This window comes from Methylobacterium sp. P1-11 (assembly GCF_008329595.1).
Lineage (GTDB): Bacteria > Pseudomonadota > Alphaproteobacteria > Rhizobiales > Beijerinckiaceae > Methylobacterium.
On sequence record NZ_NPKS01000046.1, the window covers coordinates 18,666 to 38,785 of the forward strand.

The 20,120-nt window shown below is 66.1% G+C and carries 16 protein-coding genes; 13 read left to right on the forward strand and 3 right to left on the reverse strand.

All coding sequences use genetic code 11. The features are described from left to right. The first annotated feature begins 99 nt into the window (after nt 1-99). The 5 genes from CIW48_RS29795 to CIW48_RS29815 all read left to right on the forward strand — a co-directional run bounded on the left by CIW48_RS29795 (nt 100) and on the right by CIW48_RS29815 (nt 6,831). A complete protein-coding gene (locus CIW48_RS29795; protein WP_149314020.1) occupies nt 100-783 on the forward strand; it encodes a GntR family transcriptional regulator in 684 nt (227 codons plus the stop codon). A 471-nt stretch (nt 784-1,254) separates the two neighbouring features. Then, complete coding sequence (locus tag CIW48_RS29800) at nt 1,255-2,826, forward strand: ABC transporter substrate-binding protein (RefSeq protein WP_149314021.1); 1,572 nt, start codon at nt 1,255-1,257, stop codon at nt 2,824-2,826. Between the two features lie 80 nt (nt 2,827-2,906). Beyond that, nucleotides 2,907-4,406 (forward strand): M81 family metallopeptidase, encoded by a 1,500-nt coding sequence (locus CIW48_RS29805; RefSeq protein ID WP_149314022.1) that lies wholly within the window; start codon nt 2,907-2,909, stop codon nt 4,404-4,406. Between the two features lie 51 nt (nt 4,407-4,457). After that, nucleotides 4,458-5,618 (forward strand): serine hydrolase domain-containing protein, encoded by a 1,161-nt coding sequence (locus CIW48_RS29810; protein WP_149314023.1) that lies wholly within the window; start codon nt 4,458-4,460, stop codon nt 5,616-5,618. 94 nt (nt 5,619-5,712) lie between these two features. Further along, a complete protein-coding gene (locus CIW48_RS29815) occupies nt 5,713-6,831 on the forward strand; it encodes a M20/M25/M40 family metallo-hydrolase (RefSeq protein ID WP_149314024.1) in 1,119 nt (372 codons plus the stop codon). Between the two features lie 237 nt (nt 6,832-7,068). On the opposite strand, the gene CIW48_RS29820 is transcribed toward CIW48_RS29815, so the two are convergent. Further along, the gene (locus tag CIW48_RS29820) at nt 7,069-7,968 is read right to left on the reverse strand and encodes a fructose bisphosphate aldolase (RefSeq protein ID WP_149314025.1); all 900 of its coding nucleotides are present in this window, start codon (nt 7,966-7,968) and stop codon (nt 7,069-7,071) included. 581 nt (nt 7,969-8,549) lie between these two features. Next, nucleotides 8,550-9,740 (reverse strand): CoA transferase, encoded by a 1,191-nt coding sequence (locus CIW48_RS29825; RefSeq protein WP_149314026.1) that lies wholly within the window; start codon nt 9,738-9,740, stop codon nt 8,550-8,552. 118 nt (nt 9,741-9,858) lie between these two features. On the opposite strand from CIW48_RS29825, the gene CIW48_RS29830 reads away from it, so the two are divergent. The 8 genes from CIW48_RS29830 (at nt 9,859) to CIW48_RS34350 (ending at nt 18,621) form a co-directional block, all read left to right on the forward strand. Beyond that, on the forward strand, nt 9,859-10,815 hold the full coding sequence (locus tag CIW48_RS29830) for a LysR substrate-binding domain-containing protein (RefSeq protein ID WP_149314027.1): 957 nt from the start codon (nt 9,859-9,861) through the stop codon (nt 10,813-10,815). Nucleotides 10,816-10,902: 87 nt separating this feature from the next. Next, nucleotides 10,903-12,603 carry a gamma-glutamyltransferase gene (gene ggt / locus CIW48_RS29835; protein ID WP_197739400.1) on the forward strand — a complete coding sequence of 567 codons (1,701 nt, stop codon included), beginning with the start codon at nt 10,903-10,905 and terminating at the stop codon, nt 12,601-12,603. A 23-nt stretch (nt 12,604-12,626) separates the two neighbouring features. Further along, entirely contained in the window at nt 12,627-13,823 is a 1,197-nt protein-coding gene (locus CIW48_RS29840) for an ABC transporter substrate-binding protein (RefSeq protein WP_149314028.1), read from the forward strand. A gap of 29 nt (nt 13,824-13,852) precedes the next feature. Then, nucleotides 13,853-14,305: a MaoC family dehydratase gene (locus CIW48_RS29845; protein WP_149314029.1), complete on the forward strand. Its 453-nt coding sequence runs from the start codon at nt 13,853-13,855 to the stop codon at nt 14,303-14,305. Next, nucleotides 14,302-15,168 carry a CoA ester lyase gene (locus CIW48_RS29850; RefSeq protein WP_149314030.1) on the forward strand — a complete coding sequence of 289 codons (867 nt, stop codon included), beginning with the start codon at nt 14,302-14,304 and terminating at the stop codon, nt 15,166-15,168. Before CIW48_RS29845 ends, CIW48_RS29850 begins: the two co-directional genes overlap by 4 nt. 2 nt (nt 15,169-15,170) lie before the next feature. Then, nucleotides 15,171-16,373: a serine hydrolase domain-containing protein gene (locus CIW48_RS29855; RefSeq protein ID WP_197739401.1), complete on the forward strand. Its 1,203-nt coding sequence runs from the start codon at nt 15,171-15,173 to the stop codon at nt 16,371-16,373. Between the two features lie 23 nt (nt 16,374-16,396). After that, nucleotides 16,397-18,001, forward strand: coding sequence for an ABC transporter substrate-binding protein (locus CIW48_RS29860; RefSeq protein ID WP_149314034.1), 1,605 nt, complete (start codon nt 16,397-16,399; stop codon nt 17,999-18,001). 296 nt (nt 18,002-18,297) lie between these two features. Further along, nucleotides 18,298-18,621, forward strand: a complete 324-nt coding sequence (locus CIW48_RS34350; RefSeq protein ID WP_246695480.1) for a hypothetical protein — start codon at nt 18,298-18,300, stop codon at nt 18,619-18,621. Nucleotides 18,622-18,681: 60 nt separating this feature from the next. Here the strand turns inward: CIW48_RS34350 and CIW48_RS29865 are convergent, their stop codons facing one another. Further along, nucleotides 18,682-19,920 carry a PepSY-associated TM helix domain-containing protein gene (locus CIW48_RS29865; RefSeq protein ID WP_246695481.1) on the reverse strand — a complete coding sequence of 413 codons (1,239 nt, stop codon included), beginning with the start codon at nt 19,918-19,920 and terminating at the stop codon, nt 18,682-18,684. Nucleotides 19,921-20,120 lie beyond the last annotated feature (200 nt).

Sequence of the window (20,120 nt, forward strand, 5' to 3'; positions counted from 1 at the left end):
GAAGCAACCTCAGTAGCGCGTCACGCATTACCATTGGATTGGTGGTAGTTCAAGCAAGGGCCGAAACACGCTAATGGTGCTGCCGGGAGAAGGCGTGCCGTGCTTGATCGCAAAGATCGAACCAATCCGCTCGCGACGGAGGAGAACCTGCGGGAGCGGGTCGAGCGCCAGTTACGTCTCGACATACTCGCCGGTACGATCGAGCCTGGCACGGTATTCTCAGTCCCCTCGCTCTCCCGTTCTCTCGGGATCTCGACGACGCCTGTTAGGGAGGCGCTTCTCCAGCTTGCCGCCGATGATTTGCTGCAGCCGATCCGCAATCGCGGTTTCCGAGTTGTCGATCCGACGCTCGACGAGTTGCGCAATCTGTTCGAGGTTCGCGTGCAACTCGAAGCTCAGGCCTTCGCGAAAGTCGTGCGGGCCGGAGCTGTTGACGTGAACGATTTGATGAAATGGGCCGACGAGATTGCGAGGGCTGTGCGGGATCGTGATGTGCCGGCCTATCTCGTGGCGGACCGGTCTTTTCACGAAGCGCTCTTGTCCCGTGCGGGCAACCCGATCCTTACCGGCATCGTCATGAAGCTGCGCGACAAGATGCGGCTTTACGGCATACGCTCGAAGGCTGGGCGGACGAGACAAGACGCGTCTGTGGCAGAGCACTACCGCATCGTCGACCTCGTTACAGGGCGGGTCAAGGACGATGCGATGACCCTAATGACGGACCACATCATGGCCTGGGAGCCGGTCTTTACGGAAGCAGTACTGATGCGGACAATCAACTGAATTTCGCCTATTGCTGATCGTTCTCTATTGTAAAGACCGTTCTTTCCGGAATGTATTGGCCCAATCCTCTTCTCGCTACTCAATTTGTAGGCGTTTCAGTGTCGAAGGGCGTCCGCTTGGGGGGATGTGAGCAGGCCCCTCGAATGACTGAGATGGCCGCGACTGAGACCCACAAGCTGTGCTGTCACAGCGTCCGCTTCGGAGAGTCCGCGAGACGGGGCTGAGCGGCCGAGATGGGCGCGAAGCCGAACGTCGGCTTTCTGACGGCAGCGCACGGATCGGCCTGCCTTCGCCTCGCGCAGAAAGGCCACCGGTTCACAGGCCCCATCGCTCCTCCAATCATGACACCGCTTCGTCCGGTGCTCCAACTTACCTCGCCGCCTTGCCTCACCGCTGCTCCAAGGGCACTCTGCGAAGCCACCAGCTTGAAGGGCATGTGAACTTGATGGTGCCAAGCACGAGCGATCGCGCATGAGGCGCCGCGAGGTTCTCGCCGCGCTGGCTGCCGCCTCTGTCGTGCGGCCCGCGGTGGCGCAGCCCGCAAAGGTCCTGCGCTTCATTCCGGAAAGCGACGTCGCGGTCATCGACCCGATCTGGACGACCGCGACTGTCACTCGCAACCACGGCTACCTCGTCTTCGACACACTCTACGGCCAGACCGCGCGCTACGATTTCCAGCCGCAGATGGTGGAAAGGCATGCCATTGAGGCGGATGGCCGCCACTGGCGGCTCACCCTGCGCGAGGGCCTGCGTTTCCATGACGGCGAGCCGGTGCTGGCCCGCGACGCGGTGGCGAGCATCCGCCGGTTCGCCGCCCGCGACGCCTTCGCCCGGGCGCTGATGGAGGCCACCGACGAGCTCACCGCCGCCTCCGATCGCGACGTGGTGTTCCGCCTGAAGCGGCCCTTCCCGCTGCTGCCTGCGGCGCTCGGCAAGACCGGCACCTCGATGCCCTGCATCATGCCGGAGCGCCTGGCGAAGACCGACCCCAACACGCAGGTCACCGAGATGGTCGGCTCCGGGCCGTTCCGCTTCAAGTCAGACGAGCGGGTGCCGGGGGCGCTCACCGTCTACGAGCGCTTCGACGGCTACGTGCCCCGCCCGGACGGCGTGGCGAGCTTCACCGCCGGGCCGAAGCGCGCGCATTACGACCGGGTCGAGTGGCGGATCGTGCCCGACGCCTCCACGGCTGCAAGTGCCTTGGCGGCCGGCGAGGTCGACTGGTGGCAGAACCCCACGCCGGACCTGCAGGGGCTGCTCCGGGCCAAGCCGCAGATCCGGCTGGAGGTGCTCGATCCGGTCGGCGGCATCGGCTGCCTGCGCTTCAACCACCTGCACCCGCCCTTCGACAATCCCGCGATCCGCCGGGCGCTGCTCGGCGCCATCGACCAGACCGAGTTCATGAGCGCGGTCGCGGGGGACGAGCGCGCGCTGTGGAAGGACCATGTCGGCGTCTTCTGCCCCGACGCGCCGATGGCGACGCGGGCGGGCACCGAGGTGCTGGTGGGCCCGCGCGACTTCGGCGCGGTGAAGCGCGCCCTCACGGAGGCCGGCTACCGGGGCGAGCGCGTGGTCATGCTCGACCCGACCGACTATCCCGCCACACACCCGCTGGCGCTGGTCGCCGCCGAGGCGTTCCAGAAGAGCGGGCTGAATGTCGACGTCGTCGCGATGGACTGGGGCACCCTGGTACAGCGCCGGGCCAGTCGCCAGCCTCCGGATAAAGGTGGCTGGAGCACCTTCGTCACCTACCTGAACGGCACCAACAACTTCGATCCCGCCGGCCAGCTCGGCATCCGCGGCAACGGCGATCAGGCGTGGTTCGGCTGGCCCCGGGCCCCGCGGCTGGAGGAGCTCCGCGCGCAATGGTTCGCCGCGCCCGATCCCGCGGCCCAGAAGGCGATCTGCACCGAGATCCAGCGGCAGTTCTTCATCGACGTGCCGTACCTGCCGCTTGGCGCCTACTTTGAGGCGACCGCCTATCGCGGGCTGACGGGCCTGCGCTCCGGCTTCCCGCAATTCTACGACGTCCGGCCCGCCTGACGGCCTTCGCCGCTGCCCCGCTCCCGCCTGCCGCATCGGCCTTCGCGTCGGCGCCGCGCGCCCTGAAGAGACAGAAGCCGATGCGCATCGCCGTGCTCCAGTTCACCCACGAGACCGTGACGTTCCTGCCGAACGACACGACCCGCGACGACTTCGTCTATCCGGGCTCCCCGGCAAGTGGCGAGGCGCTGCTCGCCACCGATCCCAAGGGCTACATGGGCGGCTTCGTCCAGGTCGCCCGGGAATACGAGGGCGTCGACCTCATTGGCCTCACCTCGCCGCTCTGGCCGCGCACCGGAATCGGCTCGGGCTGGGTGACCCAGGACGCGTTCAAGCACTTCCTGGGCCTGATGCTGGCGGAGCTGGAGGCGGGAGCGCCGTTCGACGGGGTCTATCTCGCGCTGCACGGGGCGATGGCAGTGCGCGGGGTGCCGCGCCCCGAGGCCGAGATCGCCCGGCGGGTGCGGGCCATCGTAGGGCCGGGCGTGCCCATCGCGGCGACCTTCGACCCGCACGGCAACGAGGATGCCGAGTTCCTGCACCACGCCGACCTAGCGTTCGCGGTGAAGTACTTCCCGCACTACGATATGCATCTTCAGGGGCAGCGCGCGGCGCGGATGCTGGTGCGGACGATCCGCGGCAGCTTCCGGCCGGCGCACCGGACGATCTCCATCCCGATCCTCGCCCCGACCGTGGTGATGTGGACCGGCGCCTCGCCCTGGTCCTACCTCGTGCAGCGCGCCCTGGTCTGGGAGGCGCGGGAGCCCGACGTCTTCGTCAACGTCTTCTTCGGCTTCCCCTGGTCGGACGTGCCGGATGCCGGCATGGCAGTGCAGGTGCTGACGAACGGCGATCCCGCTCTCGCCGACCGGGTCGCCCGCGACATGGCGGCCTGGACGTGGCGGCACCGCGCGGCCCTGGTGTCGAGCGTCGCGATCCACCCGGTGCGGGACGGCGTTGCCAAAGCCTCCGAGGCCGTGCGCGCGGGCGAAGCGCCGGTCGTGCTTGCCGATTACAGCGACCGCTCGGGCCGGGCGACCTGGCTCCTCGCCGAGGTGCTGGCGCAGGGGCTGGAGCGCACACTGATCGCTACGGTCGCCTCGCCCACGCTCCTGGACCGGCTGCTGGCCGGGGGCGTGAAGACCGGCGATCCGTTCGACGCGGAAGTCGGCGGCCCCGTGGGCGGTGAGGCGGAGCCTTCGGCGGGCGTCCCGGTCCGCGTCACCGGAACGGTGCAGGCTATCGTCGCGGGTACGACCGGCCGGGGTGCCGGCACGTGGCTCAGCGTCGCCTTCGGCCGGGGCAACGTGCTGGTCCTGAGCCCCTACCTCGTCCAGATCATGGAGCCCTCGGAACTCTGGGACCTCGGCCTGAAACCAGAGGATTTCGACGTGGTGGCGATCAAGTCCCGAGTCCATTTCCGCCGGGGTTTTGACGACAGCGGCTACGCGAGGACGATCCTGCTGGTCGAGCCGCCGGAGCCGTTCGTCGGGACGGTGCACCTCGATGCCCTCCCCTACCGGCATCTCCGGCCCAGCGACTTCTACCCCTACGGAGACCCCGCCTTCGACGCCGGATAGCGCATGGCTCCCGGCGATGCCGTCGCGGCGGCCATGCGCTAGATCATGGCCATGCCGAACGCGCCGGTCTTCTCCCTCCCCCGCCTCGATCGCCTCGCTGACCGCTTGGTCGCCGATGTCGCGGCCGGTGCGATCGCGGGGGCCGACCTCCTCGTCGGGGGCACGGACGGGGACATCTGGCGGCGCACCGTCGGTTTTCGGGACAGCATTGCGGGCATCGCCCTCGAGCCAGACGCGCTCTGGCGCATCTACTCGATGACCAAGGTCGTCGTCTCGGTCGCCACCCTGGTCCTAGCCGAGCACGGCGTCCTGCGCCTCGACCAGCCGGTCGCGGACTTCATCCCCGCCTTCGGACGCCTCGGGGTGCTGGATCCGGAGGGCCGCGTCGCGCCCGCTCAGACCGCACCGACCGTTCAGGACCTCCTGCGGCACACGGCGGGGATCGCCTATGGCTATCTCGGCGACGGGCCCGCGCGGCGAGCCTACGAGGCCGACGGCCTGCTCGCCGAGGATCTCGACAACGAAGCCTTCGCCGCGCGGATCGCCCGCCTGCCGCTGGAGCACGCGCCCGGAACGGTCTGGCACTACTCGCACGCCACCGACGTGCTCGGCCGCGTCCTGGAGGTGGCGGGCGGTGCGGATCTGCAGGGCATCCTCGACGCGACCCTCCTCGGGCCCCTCGGCCTCGCGGACACCCGGTTTTGGATCCCGGCGGCGCTGGCCGCGCGCGTTGCCCAGCCGCTGCCGCAGGCGCCCGGGCAGCGGCCAGCCTTCCACGATCCGACCGAGCCCCGGCGCAGCCAGCGCGGCAATGGCGGCCTCGTGTCGAGCACCGCGGATTACGCCCGCTTCCTGCGCATGCTGCTGGCCGGCGGCGTCCTCGACGGCGTGCGGATCCTGGCCCCGGCGAGCGTGCGGCTCATGACCTCGGATCATCTCGGGACGGCGATCGCGAAGGGCGCCTACTATCCGCCTGGGCCGGGCTACGGCTTCGGGCTGGGTGTGGCGGTCAGGCTCGCGGCCGGCAAGGCGCCGGTTCCGGGCAACGTCGGCGACTGGTTCTGGAGCGGCGTCGGGGGCACCTATTTCTGGGTCGATCCGATCGCGGGCTTCTTCGCGCTTCTGATGATGCAGACGTCCTCGGCCGCCCAGCGCCAGCATTACCGCACGCTGGCCCGCGCCATGGTCTACGCCGCGCTCGACGTCGACTGAGGTGATGGATGCCGTTACGGTGTCTCAGCTCCGATCTTTGGTGAGACTGCGACATCGTTATGATCTCGGCGTCCACGCCGTCCAGGATCGCGCGATGTCGTCCCCGCTCTCAGAAGTTGTCGCCTTGGCCTCGCGGTTGATCGCGCTCGACACCCGCAGCAGCCGCAGCAATCGCGGACTCGCCGATTTGATCGTCAGCGAGCTGCCGGAATTTGCGGTGGAGCGGCTGGATTTCACCGACCCGGAGGGCGTCGAGAAAACCGCGCTCGTCGCCCTACGCGGCCAGGCCGGCGGCTGCCTCGCCTTCTCGGCGCACATGGACACGGTGCCGCCGGTCGGCTGGGCGCGCGATCCGTTCCAACCCGCAGTTCAGGACAATCGCCTCTACGGTCTGGGGAGTTGCGACATGAAAGGGCCGATGGCTGCGGCCATCGTCGCCGCCCGCAGCCTGCCCGCCGACCGCGCCGTGATGCTGCTGCTGACCTGTGACGAGGAGACGACCAAGGCCGGCGCTCGGCGCATCGTCGCCGAGAGCCAGATGCTCAAGACTCACCCACCCGCCGGCATACTCGTCGCCGAACCGACGAACCTGCGTCCCCTGCGCGGGCATCGCTCCGACGTGCAGTTCACCGTGACGGCCCGCGGCATCCAGGCCCATTCTTCGACCGCGGATGGACTGAATGCCAACATCGCCTTGATCCCGTTCCTGTCCGAGATGCGAGACATCTACCTCACCCTGCGTGCTGATCCCCGATTCCAGGATCCGAGCTACGTGCCGCCCTGGTGTGACCTCAACATCATCGTCGACAACCACGGCACAGCGACCAACATCACCGCGCCGCTGGCGACTTGCCGGATGAAGTTCCGGTACTCGAAAGCGATCGATCCGATGTGGGTCATCGAGCGCGTCGAGACGGCTGCGCGCCGTCAGGGCCTGGACCTCGTCGTCCGTCAGGAGGGGACACCGCCCGAACTGGCAATTGAGCATCCCCTGGTGCAGTTGGCCGCTTCCGTCACCGCAGCGTCGCCCGATGTCGGCGCGTTCGGCAGCGATGGCTCGCAGTTCGCCGCGGTGGCGCCGACCTTGATCCTCGGTCCGGGCTCAATGGAGCAGGCACACAGGCCGGAGGAATTCATCGACCTGGAGCAGCTCGAACGATCGGTCCTGATCTTTCAAAAATTGGCCACTGCGCTGGCCATGGTCGCCCGATAGCCATCAAATCTGGCGGCGTGCTGGAGAAACAAGTGGCCGAGCCTCGCGTCCATGATGGGGCGTTGAGGTGCTACTACCGGCCGGATTTGGCCGAAGGCTGAACGGCCGCCTTCAGGCTAGCAATGGGTCAAAGCAGATGTGTTTTAGCATCCACTCGTAGCACTGACTGAAATGGAGCGCTTGATCCACGTCGGAGCTCAGCCGCGTTGCGACGCCAATTGGATTATGTCAGTTTTCTCAACGCTGATGCTTGTCGACAGATGCCTTGTAGATCTCGTCGATCGCCTCGACGAGTGTGGCATCGAATGTGTTATCGCTCATACCAGCCGTGAGACCCTCCGTGAGAGCGCGAGAGAAACTCGCGATCACGCCGTGGTTGCAGGCCAGCTTGGCGCAAGCTTCCTCCCGCGAGTAGCCGCCCGACAGCGCCACCACCCGTGCCACACGCGGATGACGGGTCAACGGCGCATAGAGGTCCGTTACGTCGGGCAGGGTGAGCTTCAGCATCACCTGCCGCCCTTCAGGAAGATCATCGAGTCGCTTTGCTAGCTCCGCAAGAAGGAGCGCCTCGGCGCCGCGCTTGTCGGGGCTCTTGATGGACACCTCCGGCTCAATAATCGGCATGAGCCCGTGCGAGGCAATTTGGTCGGCGACCGTAAACTGCTGCTCCACGACGGCGGCGATGCCTCGCTCGGAAGGCATGTTGATGACTGAACGCATCTTCGTGCCGTAGACCCCGAGCCGGATGGCTCGTTCGAGAAGCGCGTCGAGATCCGGCATCGGCTTCATCAGGCTGACGCCGTCGTCCTTAGGACCAAGTCCCTTGTCGACCTTGAGGAACGGCACGATCCCGCGTTCCTCCCAAAGGAAGGCCGGAACGGGCTTGCCGGCGGCGCTGCCGTCCATCGTGCCCTTGAACAGAATCGCACCAAGCACCTTTGCACCCGTGAAGGCGGGCGAGGTCATGATGCGCACCCGCATCGCATGGATGAGGGCGAACATCTCAGGGTCGCCGGCGTAGGCGTCGTCTGGGATGCCGTAGAGGCGCAGCGCACCCGGGGTCGACCCGCCGCTCTGATCGAGCGCGGCGATAAAGCCGTCTGCCGCGACTCGATCTGCCATTTTGTCTCGGTACATGGCTCTCACCCCACGATCGAACGCGCTACCACCCATCCCCACGCGACGGCCTTGATCACCAGCCCTGACCGAACTCGTCAAGGTCAGCAACCGGTCCACGGAGCCCGGCCCGTGATGTTAGCCCGCTCGCCGCCGCTACCAAGGGCGGACAACAGACTTCCTCGAGCTGCAGCTGCACCGCGGTTGAACGATCGTGGAGTTGTCGCAGCGGCCGAGAAACGGCTCGCAACACATCACCGGATCAGACGAGGGCCGCGTGCAAGGATACTCATCAACGTCGCTTAGAACTCCACAAGCCGACCTTAAGCGCGTAACGCGATTGGATCCTGGAATGTCAGCTTACGGTCCATCGTCCCGGCTAGCTGAATGACCGAAATGGGCGCAATGCCGCCGGTCGACGCTGGTTGAAGGCGATCCGACTGCTTTGGAGTATCCGCCTCGAAAACTGTCTCCGCAGTTTCACCTAGGGCGCTAGTCGAAGCCGGTGCGTTACGCTGTCAGACTCTTTGCAGATACGAGCAAGCCTCTGTTGTCGCGTTCAAGCGAAGGGCAGCTCTCCGAGGCGCGCTAGCCAGCTGCGGCTATTCTGATACGACCCGCCCGTCTACGAGCCTGTCCACCTCGGCGTCCGATAGGCCGATCTCGAGCAATAGCTCGCGGCTGTGCTGACCGAGGCCGGGGGCGAGGCGGCCCGGCGCCGGTTGCGTTCGACTCCAATGCGACGGCACGCGCATGGACTTGACCGGCCCTTCTGATGCGTGCGGCACGCTCTCGAAGAACCCCGTCGCAGCGAGATGCGGATCCTCGAGCAAGCTCGCCGGCGTCTGGACGGCCATGCAGGGGATGTCACGCTCGCCCAGAGCGCTCTCCCATTCCGCCGATGTCCGTGACAGCAGGATCTCGGCGATCATCCCGTTGAGCTCGTCGATGTGGCGGATCCGGCTGGCGTGGGTGGCGTAGCGCGGATCCTTGGCGCGCCAATCCTGACCGGCAAGCCGGAAGAACGCCTGCCAGTGCCGATCCGTGTAGAGCACGACACAGAGATGTCCGTCGCGGGTCCGAAAAGGCTTGCGATGGCGCGATAGAAGGCGGGGGTAGCCACCGCCGTCGAGCGGCGGTTCGTAGGTCAAGCCGCCCAGATGATCGCCGAGCACCAGGCTCGCCATCGTCTCGAACATGGGCACGTCGATGCGCTGGCCCTCGCCCGTCCGCTCGCGGTGCAGCAGCGCCGCGAGAATCGCGTTGGCGGCGTGCAGACCCACGGCCCGATCGGCGATGTTCACCGGCACGAAGCGGGGCCCCTCCTCGCCGCTCTCCGCCATGAGGGCCGGGATGGCACTCGCGGTCTGGATCAGGTCGTCGTAGGCAGGTCGGTCGGCATAAGGGCCGTCCTGGCCGAATCCAAATGCCCCAAGATAGATGATGGACGGCCGAACCGTGGCCACAGACTCGTAGCCGAGCCCGAGCCGCTCCATCGCCTTCGGCCTGATATTGTAGATTAGCACGTCGGCGGTCGCGGCAAGACGCAGCGCGACGTCGCGCCCAGCCGGCGTTTTGAGGTCGACCACAATGCTCCGCTTGCTTCGATTCGCGTGCATGAAGATCGGGCCCATGCAGCCGCTTCGACTCGGACCGACTTGGCGGATGAGGTCGCCTCCGGGCGGCTCGAGCTTGATCACGTCCGCCCCCATGTCGCCGAGGATCGAGGTCGCGTAGGGCCCCATCAACACGGTGGTAAGGTCGAGGATGCGGATATCCTGAAGCGGTCCCATGATGCATTCGGGTTCGAGGCGCGACCGAGGACGCTCGACCGCGACCCTGGCCGGAACCGGCGCATTGGTCCAATATGCCCAGAGGGTATCTTCGATAAGCGGCACCTATGAGAGGGGCATGGCCGGCCGGCGACCGACGCGGGCGCAGATCGAACTGCGGCATCTGCGATATTTCCTGACCGTCGTGGACGAGCTCAATTTCGGCCGTGCGGCGGAGCGCCTCCGGATCGCACAGCCCGGGCTCAGTCAGCAGATCAAGGCCCTGGAGGAGATCGTCGGAGCATCGCTCTTCGACCGCTCCCGCCGGGCCATCCGTCTCACGCTTGCGGGGGAGCTTTTCGCCGAGGAAGCGCGGCGGGCGCTGTCGCAGGTCGAACGTGGCCTCCTGCTGGCACAGAAGGCCAGCCGGGGGGAACTCGGCCACATCACGGTCGGCTATGTCGGGTCGGCCGCCTATACGGGCGTCCTGACGACCATAGTCGGCCAGTTCCGGCAAGCCTTTCCCGACGTGCAACTCGACATCGCAGAGATGGAGATGTCTCGCCAACTGGAGGAACTCGGCGAGGGGCGCCTCGACGTCGGATTCGTGCGGCCGCCCGTTGAATTGCCCGCCGGCGTGATGACCGTGTCGATCTTTCAGGAAGAGGTCGTCGCGGCGGTCCCTGCTCGGCATCCGCTGGCCGACCTGCCTCGCCTTCCGCTCGGCGAATGCCGCGACGACATCTTCATCACGCCGCATCACGCGCCGGACGTGAGCTTCGCCCATCATACGATCTCGGCCTGTCGTGCAGCGGGCTTTTCACCGAAGCTCGGCCCTCAGGGCCGCGATTTCACGACGATCGTCAGCATGGTGTCCGTGGGGCTCGGCATCGCTCTGGTGCCCCACTCGGTCGGCTGCATCGCTTTGCCTGGCATTCGGTACCGTCCGCTGGAAGGGACAGCCCTGACGTCCGAACTCGCGGTCGCGTTCCGCCGCCACGATCCCTCCGCGGCCGTGCGCGCCTTCGCCCGACATGTGCGACACGGCGTGCGCGGCAGCCCGTCCGATAAGTCCGTATTCTCGATAATGCCCTGAACGCCTATTGGACCGGAGGCTGCGTCGACCGGATACTCGCCTTCTGTGGCTTGCCGAGAGGCGGGCTTTCCGTGGGAGCACGCGGCCATGTCGGATTGGCGAGCCAGAAGCGGCAGTCCCTTCACCTGCGAGAAGACCGCCGTCCGGGCTTCGCGCGGGATGGCGGTCACCAACCATCCGCTCGCCTCGGCGGCCGCGGTGGAGATCCTGGCCGCGGGCGGAAACGCGATCGACGCGACCGTGGCGGCACTCTTCACCCTGACCGTCGTCGAGCCCATGATGGTCGGGATCTTCGGCGGCGGCACGGCTCTGATAAGGCTCGCAGACGGGCGCGAGACCGTGATCGATGGGCTCGCGACCGCACCGGCGATCGCGCGGTCCGACTCCTACAAGCCCGTTTCCGACACGTGGCCCGATTACATGGAGGCCGCAGGACGGGAGAACCGGGTCGGGCCGAAGGCCGTCGCAGTACCCGGTAACCTGAAGGCTTGGTGCGAGGTGGCCGAGCGATTCGGCAGGCTCGGGCTCGACGCGCTCCTCGAACCTGCGATCCGCCATGCCGCCAGAGGCTTCCGGATCACGCCATATCTCACGGCATGCATCGAGGACACGGCACCGGACCTCTCGCTCGATCCACCGATCGCCGGCTTGTTCCTGCCCGGCGGTCGCGCTCTCTCTCCGGGGTCCCTGCTCGTGCAACCGGATTACGCCGCCACGCTGCGGCGGATCGCATGCGAGGGCCCGGATCTCCTTTACGGCGGCGCGCTCGGCCGGGAGGTTTCGGCTTATCTGGAAAGCGTCGGCTCCTTCGTGCGCCTCGACGATCTGGCGGCCTACGGGACCGTCGAACGTGAACCGGTCCGCGGCACGTATCGAGGTGTCGAGATCGTCGGACCGCCGCCGCCCTGCTCGGGGGCTGTGCACACGATCCAGATCCTGAACATGCTCGAGGCTTTCGACCTCGGGGCTTCGGGTTTCGGGACGCCGGAAACGCTGCACCTCGTGCTCGAATGCCTGAAGGTTGCGGCGGCCGACCGTCGCGCAGCGACAGCCGACCCGGCGTTCGTGGACGTACCGCAAGCCCGGCTGATCTCGAAGGACTACGCAGCCCTGCGGCGGACGGAAATCGACCCTGGACGTGCCGGCGTCTACGCTGCAGGCGTCGGCTCGAACGAGTCCGCCAACACGACGCACGTCACCATTGCCGATGCGGACGGAAACATCGTCACCTCGACCCAGACCATAAACAGCCTGTTCGGCGCCCGCATCATGGTGCCGGGCACGGGCATCATCCCGAACAACTACATGTCGCTCTTCGACCCGCACCCGGGCTTTGCGCTGTCGCTCCAGCCGGGCAAGCGCATCACGAGCGGCATCACGGCGCTGATCGGCAAACGGGACGGCAGGCCGCTCTTCGCGCTCGGCCTCCCGGGTGCACACCGAATCCCGGCTTCCGCGATGCAGGCGGTGCTGAACTTCGTCGACCACGGCATGAGCGTGCAGGAGGTCGTCGAGGCGCCGCGCGTGTTCACCTGGGGGCAGGAAGCGGAGATTGAGCGGGGCTTCCCGGCCGACGTGCGGTCAGCCCTCTCTAGGCTCGGTCACGACGTCGCTCTGGTTGATCATGTCGCCGGCGGCATGTGCGCGATCGCCTTCGAACCTGACGGCGTCATGACGGGCGCGGCCTGCTGGCGCGCCGACGGCGTACCGATGGGCTTGGGTGGCGGCCTCGCCCGTCGCGGAACCTCGTTCTGGCCGGATCCCCGACGGTCGCGGCCTGCGAACTAAACGAGAAACGTCCGGGAGGAACTATGTCGCTTCCGAAGATCATCTTCGCCCTGCTCGGGGCCGGCCTCGCCTGCTGCGGTCCCGCCGCGGCAGGCGATCCGATCGTCATCGGCGTCCTCACGGACATGTCCGGGGTGTATGCCGACTTCAATGGCCGCGGGCTCGTGCGCGCCGTGGAGATCGCAGTCCGCGAGCACGGCGGCACCGTCCTGGGCCGCCCGGTCCGCGTCGAGTCGGTCGATCCGCAGGGCAAGGCCGACAACGCGCTCACCGCGGCCCGCCAATGGATTGACCGAGATCATGCCCCGGTGCTTCTTGAGAGCGTCAACTCCGTCGCGGCGATCGCCCTGCAGAAGCTCACGGAGGAGAAGAAGACGTTGTTCTTCTCGTTTTCCGGCACATCCGCACTCACCAACGAGGCGTGCAGCCCCTACGGCATCCAGTATGTCTGGAACAACTATGCCATGTCGGGCGGCGCCGGAAAATCCGAGACACGGCCCGGCGAGAAATGGTTCTTCGTGACTGCCGACTACACGTTCGGCAAGACGTTGGAGGAGGAAACCCGCAAGGTCGTCGAGGCAAGAGGTGCGAAAGTGGTGGGCGTCGTCCGCCATCCGCTCGGAACGGCAGATTTCTCATCCTACCTCCTGCAGGCGCAAGCGGCCGGCGCCCAGGTCCTGGCACTCGCCAATGCCGGTCGCGACACGCAGAACGCCGTACTACAGGCGACGGAGTTTGGCCTGCCGGCAGCCGGCATCCGCGTCCAGCCGCTGTTGATGTTCGACACGGACGTTCGCGGGATCGGATTGAAGAACGCGCAGGGCACACATTTCGTCACATCCTTTTACTGGGATCAGAACGACCAGGCTCGCTCATTCTCGAAGACTTTCTTCGAGGCGCATCAGGCGATGCCGAGCATGAACCAGGCCGGCGCCTACTCGGCGACGCTGCAATACCTGAGAGCGGTGGAGGCGATCGGCACGCTCGATCCCGATGCCGTGCGAATGGAGCTCGGAAAGATGCGGATCGACGACGCCTTCGTAAGCGGCGGGACCATCCAGCCGAACGGCAACATGCTGCACGACCTGTCGCTGATGGCGGTGAAGAGCACGATCGAATCGACCGGACCCTGGGACATCGCCAAGCTGGTCCGCCGCATCCCGGGAGCCGACGTCTATCAGCCTCTGGCCGAGAGCACCTGCCGGTTCCTCGCGCATTGAGATGAATACGGGAAGCGGGAGAGGGACGCATGGCTGGCCGCACCTTCGACGCGTGGACCGTGGGCGATACGATCCATCACGACATCCGACGCACGGTCACCGAAACCGACAACATCCTGATCACGACGCTGACCCACAACCCGCAGCCGCTTCATCTCGACGCCGAGTATGCAGCCGCGACCGAGTTCGGCCGGGTCGTCGTGAACGGCACGTTCACGTTCGCCCTGATGGTCGGGATCTCGGTCGGCGAGACGACGCTCGGCACACTGGTGGCCAATCTCGGCTACGACAAACTTGTCATGCCGAAGCCGGTCTTCGTGGGCGACACGCTTCGGATCGAGACGACGGTTGTGGATCTGCGGCCATCGAAATCGCGCCCTGAGGCAGGCATCGTCGTCTTCGACCATCTCGCTCGCAACCAGCGCGACGAGATCGTCTGCCGATGCCTGCGGACGGCGCTCGTGAGACGGAGCGCCGCGTGAGATTGCGATCGCTCCTCTTCGTGCCCGGCGACCGTCCCGATCGGATGGAGAAGGCGCTCGGCTCCGGCGCCGACGCGCTGATCCTCGATCTTGAGGACTCGGTCACGGACACCGAAAAGGGTACGGCGCGCGAAGCCGTGGCCGCATTTCTGGCTCGGATGCCGAGGCCGATGCCGCTCTATTGTCGCATCAACCCGCTGGCCGGTGAGTTCGCGAACAGCGACCTCGCGGCGATCTCACCGAAGTGCCCCGACGGCATCGTGCTGCCGAAGGCGGAAGGGGCCGAGTGCGTAAGGCACCTCGCCGCCAAGCTCCAAGCCGGCGGCTTAGCACCGATCCCGATCCTGCCCATCGCGACGGAGACGCCGCGGGCCGTCTTCGGCCTCGGCAGCTACGCCGAGGTGGCTCCGCTTCTCTGCGGCCTGACCTGGGGTGCGGAGGACCTTCCGGCCGCGATCGGCGCGGCGACAGCCCGCGAGCCGGACGGACGCTACACCCCGCCCTACGAGGTGATACGCACGCTCGCCCTGATGGCCGCCCACGCGGCGGGTGTTCCGGCGATCGAGACGGTGTTCCCCGCCTTCCGCGATCTTGAGGGCCTCGCCGCCTATGCGGGCCGGGGCCGGCGCGACGGGTTCGACGGCATGATGGCGATCCATCCGGCCCAGGTCGGGGCCATCAACGCGGCCTTCCTGCCGGGCCCGGCCGAGATCGCCGAGGCACGCCGTGTGGTCGCGGCGTTTACCGCCCATCCCGGTGCCGGATCCATCGCGCTCGACGGCCGCATGCTCGACGCGCCGCACCTCGTTCAGGCCCGCCGCGTCCTCGCCGCGCTGCCGGACCCAACCTCGCCAGCCGTCTGAAGGTGCCCGCGCATGCGTTCGGAGCTGAGGGCGCCATGAAGTCGCCCATAGCCAAGCCTTCGGCGGTACTGTTCCGTGGAGAAGACTTCCTGCTCCTGTCGCCGAGCGAGCAGGCCTATGCCTATCGTAACGTCGACCGGATGTTCGCGACGCGCTCAATCCAACGGGGTGCGACGGTTGCCGCGCTGCCGCGCGGGCGCGAGATCAGCCCACTCGATTCGAACGGGCAACCGGTCCCAGTCGACGATGTCATGGCCCGAACGCGCACGGCAGGCCTGCTCGTGCTGAAGCGGGGCGAGATCGTGCTGGAGCGCTATGGGCTCGGGCTCACCGAAGACGTGCGCTGGTCGACGATGTCGATGGTCAAATCGCTGACCTCGACCCTCGTCGGCGCAGCCCTCCAGGATGGGCACATTGTCAGCCTCGAGGAGCCCGTCTCGCGCTATGTCGACGCGCTCCGCGGCTCCGCCTACGACGATGTCGCGATCCGTCACCTCCTGACGATGTCGTCCGGCGTCGGTTGGTCGGAGGATTATACGGACAGGCATTCGGACGTGAATCGCTACAGCAAGTCGCTGGGCGACAAGGTTCCGGGCGGCGTGCTGGCACTGATGCGATCGCTTCCGAGGGTCGCCGCTCCCGGGTCGCGGTTCAACTACAACACCGGCGACACCTACGTGTTGGGTTGTGTCGTCACCGTTGCGACGGGCAAGACGCTCGCGCAATACATGTCGGAGACGTTCTGGACATCCCTCAGGATGGAGCAGGACGCCTTCTACACTCTCGAATCCGAAGGCGGCCAGGAGATCGGCGGCAGTCGGGCAGGGATGACACTGCGCGATCTCGGCCGGCTCGGCGCCTTCCTCTGTGGGGACGGGATCGTGAACGGCCGGCGGATTCTCCCGGAGACCTGGCTCGACGAGGCTGGCCGACGCCACTTCGCCGTCGAACCCACGATGAACTCGTTCGGCGCGACGGGCTATGGCTATAGCTGGTGGATCCCGACCGAGGGCGGGATGGCGGCAGTCGGCTTTGCCGGGCAGTCGCTCGTCATCGACCGGCGCACCGGCTCGGTGATCGTGACGCTGGCCTGCCGCCCACAACCGCCTTTCGAAGCCGCCTACGGGATCGACTTCAAGACCGAGGCCACCGCCTTCCGGCAGGCGCTGCTGCGAAGCCTCATGGACGTCGCCGCCGCGCGCTGAAACCTGCAAGGAGATCTAACCGGATGTCGTGGTCTGAGAACAGGCGGGCCTTCCTCGGCGGTCTGGCCGGCACCGCCGCAGCGACGGTGGTCGGCGGTCGGGCGCAGGCGCAGTCGCCGGGCAGGTCGGCACGCACCGTGCGCGCGGTGATGCACGCGCCGCTCGCACTCCTCGATCCGGTCAACACAACGGCCTACATCACGCGCAACCACGGCTATCTCGTCTACGACGTTTTGTTCGCCATGGATTCCCAATCCCGGCCGCAGCCGCAGATGGTTCAGGATTGGGAGGTTTCGGATGATCGACTGACTTGGACGTTCCGAATCCGCCCGGGCCTGCGCTTCCACGACGGCACTCCGGTGACCGCAGCGGATTGCGTCGCCTCTTTGCGCCGCTGGGCCAAGCGCGACCTCCTCGGTGGCCGTCTGCTGGCGAGCACTGCGAGTTTCGAGGCCACGGGCGCAGAAACGATGAGGCTCGTCCTGAAGGAACCGTTCGGCCACGTCCTCGAAGCGCTCGGCAAGCCCGGCGGACCGGTGCCGTTCATCATGCCGAAACGACTAGCCGACACGCCGATCGAACAGCGCATCACCGAGGTGGTGGGCTCGGGCCCCTTCCGCTTCGTCGCCTCGGAATACAGGCCGGGCAACAAGACTGTCTACGAGCGCTTCGACGGCTACGTCCCGAGATCCGAACCGGCGAACGGCCTGGCTGGCGGCAAGGTCGTCAACGTCGATCGCGTCGAGTGGATCGAGATGCCAGACGTCCAGACGGCAGTGAACGCACTGGCCGTCGGCGAGATCGACATCCTCGAGAACGTGCCGCCGGATCTGATCCCGCAGGTGAAGCGCCAGAAGGACGTAACGCTGGTCACACGCGGAAGCGGCGGCTTCCTGATCATGCAGCTGAACTGGCTGAACCCGCCCTTCGACAACCTGAAGATCAGGCAGGCCGTGCTGCACGCCGTCGACCAGTCAGATTTTCTGGCCGCCCAGATCGGCGACGAGACCCTGACCCAGGTCTGTGGCTCCTTCTACAGCTGCCAATCACCCTATTCGACGGAGGTCGGCGCGATCCAGCTCGGAACGCCCGACATCGACGGTGCCCGAGCGCTTCTGAGGGAGGGCGGCTACAAGGGCGAGAAGGTCATCATTCTTCATCCCGGCGACCTGCCAACTGGCAGCGCGCTTGCGCCGGTTGCCGAGCAACTCCTCAAGTCGATCGGCATGAACGTCGAGGTCGCCACGATGGACTGGGCGAGCCTACTGACCCGTCGCTCGAAGCAGAATCCGATCAATCAAGGCGGCTGGAGCATTGCCTGGGGGCTCTGGTCGAGCCTCGATCTCATGAGTCCGGCCGTGAACCTGAATCTCGATGGCCGCGGCCGCGCCGGCTATGTCGGCTGGGCCGAAAGCGAGGAGATTCAACGGTTGCGCACCGCCTTCCTGGCCGAGTCCGACCTCGTGAAACAGAAAGAGATTGCGGCTGCCATTCAGAAGATCGCCTACGACCTCGTCTTCTCCATCCCGCTTGGGGGATACAAGCAGATGACGGGCCACGGCCCTACGGTCCGCGAAGTCATAGCCGATCAAATTCTTGTATTTTGGAATCTAGAAAAGTCATCATAAATGTATATAATCCATCTCAGGGACGCGCGATATCCTATTTGAAGCAGAATTTAGGCTCATAGAGCCCAGCCGTCAAATGATTTAACCACACCTTGAACGCAGGCGTCTCAAATGGCCGGGAACAACACAATGCCAAACACCTTTTGATGCGCGCTGCGACACTTCAGCATGCGGACGCTGGCCCAAAGCCGCTGGTGCACATCGGAGAAGGTCCGCTGAGAGAGCGCACGGATCCTTTTCGATCCGTTTAGAACAGTTGCGAAATTTCCGTCTATGCCCCTACGGAGGCATGAGCCATGGCACTGCAGCGCCATTGGAGATCTCGTGCGCCATATAATGGTCTTGCATTTTTGACCGGCCAGACTGTTCAAATACCAGTCGGTAAAGTATTTTTGCGAGTCAGCCTAGTAACGGATCGACGATTGATCAAAATGCAAGCTGCCAAACCGAACGCGGCCACCAGAAAAAGGATTATGGCATTGAAAGATATGAATACCGCGTCGCCTTCTTTCAAGCTTGCAAGAAGATGGCGGTCTGTGGTCATTCCGTCGATGATTGGGACCATGAATAAACCGGCGGCGGCGGTTGTCAGGGCGACGCTCCATGCCCGGAGCGGCTGATGGAACAGGGCTACAAGGGCGGTCAACAACCACCCAGTGAAAAATGCCTGCACTTCGGCCTCAGAACGCGCCGGCATCGCGGCGGGCAGTAGCCGGTTGGCCAGGAAGTAGCACGCCACGGCGATCGGCAGGCCCGCCACGGTGCCGACGTTGAGCGCGTGAACAAGCCGATGACCCAGCGGCAGTCGCGCCGCAGAGTTGGGCTTGGGTAGACGCGCGACGGTCCCACAGCACAAGGCCGCTTGCCACCATGGCGCAGCCCATCAGGCCCGACAGGAAGAACAGCAGGCGCAGTGGCCAGCGTGCGAAGTGCGCCTCGTGCAGACCGACCAACGTCCCGTGCACGGTGGTCGCCGCGCTGGCCGGCATGGTCGTGCCGAACGAGGTGCCAGTCACTCCATCGAAGCCGACCGCGGGGTGGAGGTGAGCTAAGCCCTCGGGCTCATCCATCGTCACCACCACGGTGCTTCGCGCGTCGCGGGGGGTGTGTATCGCGATGAAGGTCGCCTCCGAGCCGGTGAGGCGCATCGCCTCGCGGATCATTGGTCCGAGTGGCGCCAGCGTCCCCGGGGCATGGGCCGGAGGACGGGCCGCAATCGTCTGGCCGCGGTCCTGGAAGTAGCGCTCGCGATCACCGCGGTAGGCCGTGTCCACACCCCAGGGCATGTACAACAGCATCAGTGTTACAAGACCGGTGTAGCTGATCATCAGATGAAACGGTAGCGCCAGCACACCGGTGACGTTGTGCGCGTCGAGCCATGCGCGCTGCGGCGCGCTCCCGGGTCGGAAGGTGAATAGATCGACGAAGATCCGCCGATGCGTGACGATTCCACTGAGCAGAGCAATCAGCATCACCATGGCGCAGCCGCCGACGATCCAGCGTCCCCACAGGGGCGGCAGGTGGAGCTCGTAGTGAAACCGGTAGAGGAAGTCGCCGCCGCGAGTATCCCGCGCGGTGAGCGCAGCACCGGTGGCCGGGTGGAGAAGCGCCACCGAGAACGGAGCTCCGGGTGCGGCGCGCCAGACGATCCGGGTCGCCGGGATCTCCGGGGTCGGCAGCGTCATGAACCAAGCCCGCGCGTCGGGGGCGCGCTCGCGCAGAGCGTCGACGGCACGCTCCGCGGCGACCGGGATATCGACGGGATGACCTGCACGAAGCTCAGGCCGCATCCACTGCGAAATCTCGGTGCGGTAGTAGCTCAGGGTGCCGGTGAGGAAGACCGCGAACAGCACCCAGCCGACCACAAGCCCGGACCAAGCGTGCAACCACGCCATGGATTGCCGGAACGTCGGCTTCATCCAGTTCCTCCGTAAAGCACCCAAACGAGACTACCAAGCGCGACGGCCGGCAGCAGCAGACCGAGTGCGGCGGTCGCGAGGCGGCGGGCCCCGAACGCCCATGACGTCCCCCCATCGCTTTGGTCCGGCGTGAGTGCGAGTTTTCCGGTTGTGTGAGACCCTGACGGGAGGAGCAGAGCCGTGAAGAAGGGCAGGTTTAC